The organism is Natrialba chahannaoensis JCM 10990 (genome assembly GCF_000337135.1).
Taxonomy (GTDB): Archaea; Halobacteriota; Halobacteria; order Halobacteriales; family Natrialbaceae; genus Natrialba; species Natrialba chahannaoensis.
Map to the genome: position 1 here is coordinate 1 of NZ_AOIN01000016.1, position 5,138 is coordinate 5,138.

The following is a 5,138-nucleotide window of genomic DNA, read 5'->3' on the forward strand; positions in this document are numbered from 1 at the left end:
GGAGCCGCCTGCAAACGTTGATCTCGAAGGATTTGGAAAGCCTGCCGGCAATTTCGATCCAGATGAGTTCTGAGTTCCGTGTCTATCCCCATCACCCGTTGTTCGACTGGGACGGAGAACTCATCGGTCACGTTCAAGACCGATTTGCAGCGGAGGATCAGACCGATCCCCAACCTGCGAAAATACTGGAGCGCGTCCGATTTCGTGCACGCAACGTCGGGCATCACGAAACTGATGCAGAACTCCTCAGCCCCATCTTCGACTGGGTGGTTCTNACTTCATGGACTTTCTCGAAGCAATTCGAGATCCTCCCGTTGATAACGTGGAATTCACCGCCTTGTACCTCCATCTGGATGACGCAAACAAAGAACTGATCGATCAGTCCGATCCCGTGACGTTCTATTTCGAGGATCAGGACCTTGTTCACACATCGGTTAGCCTCGAGCGTGAGCCCGACGTGTACGTGACGATCTCACCGCTCACACGCCCGTTCGCCTGTGATCATACCTTTCGAGATCTTATTATCCATCAACTCAAATGCCAGATTCGAGACCTCCACTACAGACAGGGCGGCCGGCCTCCCAAACGGTATCTGGTCCAAGGTATTGGTCTACATGAAATCGAGATAGCTCCTTTGGACCAGCAGGTGAGGTGAAACTATGAAAACAGATATTATAGGGATTAGAAACGGTATTGTCGGTGTAGAAGTTGTTGATCCGCGTGGAAATAGGCACTTAGTTGAAATTAATGTCGAAGATGAAGATGTGGAAGATTTCCACGCTCAGGAATCATATTCTCATACATCTTCGGAACGGACGCCTGAGGAGGAACAGATAATGAACCAAGTCCGGGCACGGGCACGATTTGAGGCTCACAAGCAGACGGAATACGATATCATTCCATCAGGTTGGAATCCTACTCAGCTTCGCCGAGGAATCGAAGCACTAGAAAACATGCCTGTAGATGAGTTTGACGAGGCTTTTCGGGAGTACTATCACGCATTGATTGATCCAGAGCGAACGAAATCAGAATATGGAATCACTGAGGGGTCAGTAGAATTCGAGGGGGAACCTCAAATCGCCCTCATTGTGAAAGGCTTCTGTATCAACGATGATAACGAGGTTATTAACGTTCTACCGGACATGTACATCTACTATTCAAAGGAGGACATCGAGGAGACCTACACGACTGGGACACCAGCGTGTTGTTCGGAGGGAACCACACAGATCACCCCCATGGTGCCTCCGTTCGTAGAAGTGCCCGAAGACTTCGTCTACCCCGAGGACTTCCGGGGNTCGGAGGGAACCACACAGATCACCCCCATGGTGCCTCCGTTCGTAGAAGTGCCCGAAGACTTCGTCTACCCCGAGGACTTCCGGGGCTTTCTGATTAACAACCTCATCTGCCAGATCAGAGACGTGTACCGGAACATGGGTGAAACACCGCCCAAACAGTACGATATCGAAGGATATGGCAAACCAAAAGGAAACTTCGATCGTGACAAGTACTAACGCGAGTCGAGATGCACGACACTCTCCTCAGCACATCTTCAACTGGGTCGTTCTCGACGAGGCCATCGATGTCCTCAAAATATCCCAAGTGTCTGATAGAATAGCGTAATTCACTGACTCGTCGAGCTGCGAAATAGTCATCAAACTGGCGAGTAGTCACCGTTCAACCTATGCATTATAACTCATCTTCGGAACCCGTCACGAACCAGACGAGAGTTCCCGAATCGATTCGTCCCCAATCTCGTCAAGGACGTGCTCGTGGAACGCCTGCAATGCCGCGCTCTCGTCCTCCGCGAGCACCACGTCGCTCGCCGACAGCGTCGCCAGCCCGAACGCCCGCGGCGTCGGCGAATCGAGCAGCGTGCGCTCGACCACGATTTCGTCGGACTCGAGTGCAGCGACGAACGACTCGAGTGCGTCCACGTTGAGTTTGTCTTCGAGGATCTCGCGGTAGGTCTCCTCGATGACGGCGAACTCCTCCAGATCCTGCGCGAATCCGAGCAACATCTCGCTCGAGACCTGCTGCTCGCTGGCGGACTTTTCGTAGCCCTTGTAGCGTTTGAGGATCATCAGCGCCCGGGTCGCGTTAATTCGGAAGTAGCGCTGGAGGAGGTCGGTGCCGTCGATCGCCGCACGCAGGTCTTCGCGGACCCGCTCGGGATCGAGGTCGTCGAAGATCCCTTCCACGTCGACCTTCCGGTTGAGCGGCATCGAGAGCACGAAGCCGTTGTCTGCGACCGCGACGCGGACGTTGGCCGTCGCCTCCTGGGCGCAGTAGTACGCGAGCAGCCGCGAGAGGCCGTCGTTGAATTTGCGCCCGTACGCGGAGTGAACGTAGTAGTGGCGCTCGTACTCCTCACGGTCGCGTTCGACCTCAATCGCGAGCCGGTCTGGTGTGCTCACGCTCTCCGCGCCGGCGTACCGAAGCTGGTGGTCGAACAGCCGTGCAATCGCGCGAACGCTGTCGTCGTCCAGCGGGAACTCGCGGAGCCAGGCGCGAACGCGGGGTGGGCCACCCTCCTCGTAGTGGGCGAGCAGTGCAGCCTGAAAGTCGAGGATTTCACAGCCGAGGTCGTAGGAGAGCGGGAGTCGTTCGGAGTACCACGACGGAACCGTCGGGCGAGCACTCGTGCGGTCGACGTAGACCTTCGAGCCGCGCCGATAGCGGAACTCGAAGTGGTCGCCGCCGAGAACGAAGACATCGCCCTTCTCCAAGGTGTCGAGGTAGTTTTCGTCGAGCTGGCCGACCCACTCGTCGCCGGCGCGGGTGGAGACGTCGCAGGTGAACGAGTCCGGAATCGTCCCGATGTTGGTCATGTAGATCACCCGCGCGAGCCGGCCGCGCTTGCCGATCAGTGGCTTGCCGACGGGAAACTCCTCGTAGTGGTGCTCGCCGTCGGGCGCGTCGTTCGTATCACGCCAGACCTTCGCGTAGACGTTCTTCTCCTCCATACCGGCGTACTCGGCAGTCAGATAGCGCATGAGCGACTCGAACTCGGCTTCGGAGTAGTTGCGATACGGGTAGGCGCGCCGGAGAATTTCCGTGACTTTGGACTCCGGTCGAATCTCCGCGATCGCCATCCCGTAGACGTGCTGGGCTGCCACGTCCTGCGCGTTCTCGGGAATCGAGACCGAGTCGACGAACCCGTCTTCGGCCTTCTTCAACATGACCGCGCACTCGAGTAGCTCGTCCCGGTCGAGGGCGATCACTCGGCCCGTCACGGTCTGGCCGACGCGGTGGCCCGCGCGGCCGACGCGCTGGAGGAGCGCGGCGACAGATTTGGGCGAGCCGACCTGCACGACGAGGTCGACGTGGGGCATGTCGATCCCCAACTCGAGACTCGTCGAGGAGGTGACGATGTCGAGGCTGCCCTCTTTCAGTCGGGACTCGATATCCTGTCGGATGTCCTTCGAGAGGCTGCCGTGGTGACAGCCAGAGTTGTCCTCGTCGTAGGCGTCGAACCGCTCGCGGAGGGTATGAAGTACCCGCTCCGCACCGGATCTGGTGTTGGTGAAAACGAGGGTGTTCGTGTGGTTCTGAATGTGGTCGTGAAGTTGTCGGTAGAACCGTTCCTGAACGACCTCGCGGGAGGTGTTGATCAGATCGTCGGTAGGGCACTCGAGTTCGATGTCGAACTCGCGGGCGAAGCGGGCGTCGACGATGTCGTAGTTGCGTGGTTCGCTTTTCGGTTCGGCTTCGGAAGGCGCTGGTGCTGTGTCGGCGGCCGTTTCATCGCCATCCGCTGCATCGTTACCTGGCATGCTCGGCTCCTCGCGCCCGACCAGAAACTCCGCAACCTCCGAGAGCGGTTCGATGGTCGCCGAGCAGCCGATTCTGGTGATTTCGTGGTCGGTCATCGCCGCGAGCCGTTCGAGGCTGACCGACAGGTGGGTGCCCCGCTTGCCCGCTGCGAGTGAGTGAATTTCGTCGACGATGACGTACTCCACCGTCCGAAGCTTCTCGCGGAATTTCGGCGAGTTCAGCAGGATGGCCAGCGTCTCGGGCGTCGTATTGAGGATGTGGGGCGTCTCCTCGAGCATCTTCTGGCGGTCGCTCGAGGACGTGTCGCCGTGGCGGATGGCGTGGCGTATTTCGCCCATCGATTCCCCGTCGTCCCGGTCGTCGACGATCGATTCGATCCCCTCGAGTGGCACCTCGAGATTGCGGTGGATGTCGTTGGCGAGGGATTTGAGCGGGGAGATGTAGAGACAGTAGACGGAGTTTTCGAGGCCGTCTTTGGATTCGCGGTCGCGTCGGTAGAGTTCGTCGATGATCGACGTGAACGATGCGAGTGTGTTATGGAGATATAGCCCGCCACGACCGCCGACGTAGTTGTGTGTATCCGGCACACTAAGGTCAACTATCTGACCGCTGTATGTAGATATCTCGTTCGATTGGACAGTTACCCAGGCGATATTTTGAGAGCGGATGTCGTCAATCTTTTCGGCGAGTTCGCGTGTCGTCTCGTCGGATGGGAGCGACTGGAGCGTCGTAGATAGTTTTTTCAGCGCCCGTTCCGTGAGGTAACCACTTCGTCTGGCCACTTCGTAGATATTGCCGAGTTCGGCGTTGAACTCCCGATCATTCTCGAAGTATTTCGACAGCGCACGAACGTCTCGATAGTCGAACGCGTGTCGTCCAATGTGATTTCCGTTACGCTCCCCTGAGACGTGTGCTTCTATCTCGTCAACATTCGGATGGACGATCGAACATTCCGAGAGGAGCGTCGACAGATTGTCGATCCCACGAATCGTGAGCGAATAGTACGTTCGCCGCGTTTGTTCGTCCGTGTTCGTCGCGTATTTCTCCCGCCTACCGCGGGCCGGGATAATTCCGAACGAGAGGAAGAGGTATATCAATTGCTCTATCTTTAGCTCGTTAGCCTGTCCGAGACGGATTTCGTTGGAGCGAACCTCGGCCTCTACCGACAGAAATGTCGAAAGGAACGACCGTTTAATTGGTTTCGACGCGTTCAATACCCAGTTCGGAAGCGAGACGTCTCGTCCCGGACCGGGTTCGATATCGAGTAATTCTGCAACGCTCTTCTGTAGGAGATTGTTGATACTGGTCAGTTGTCGCTGTGGAATCGAAGAGAGCAAGGACACCGCGTCAGCGGTGTCCGTTAG

2 protein-coding genes and 1 pseudogene are annotated in these 5,138 nt (G+C 57.2%); 2 read left to right on the forward strand and 1 reads right to left on the reverse strand.

Annotated elements, in window-relative coordinates; all coding sequences use genetic code 11:
* The first annotated feature begins 62 nt into the window (after positions 1-62).
* Together C482_RS02185 and C482_RS02190 are read left to right on the forward strand one after the other, a co-directional pair.
* Positions 63-655, forward strand: a pseudogene (locus C482_RS02185) (hypothetical protein).
* A 4-nt stretch (positions 656-659) separates the two neighbouring features.
* On the forward strand, positions 660-1,511 hold the full coding sequence (locus C482_RS02190; protein ID WP_006165731.1) for a hypothetical protein: 852 nt from the start codon (positions 660-662) through the stop codon (positions 1,509-1,511).
* Between the two features lie 198 nt (positions 1,512-1,709).
* Here C482_RS02190 and C482_RS02195 read toward each other — a convergent pair.
* The coding region (locus tag C482_RS02195; protein ID WP_006165732.1) for an ATP-dependent helicase at positions 1,710-5,138 on the reverse strand (3,429 nt) is incomplete at its 5' end.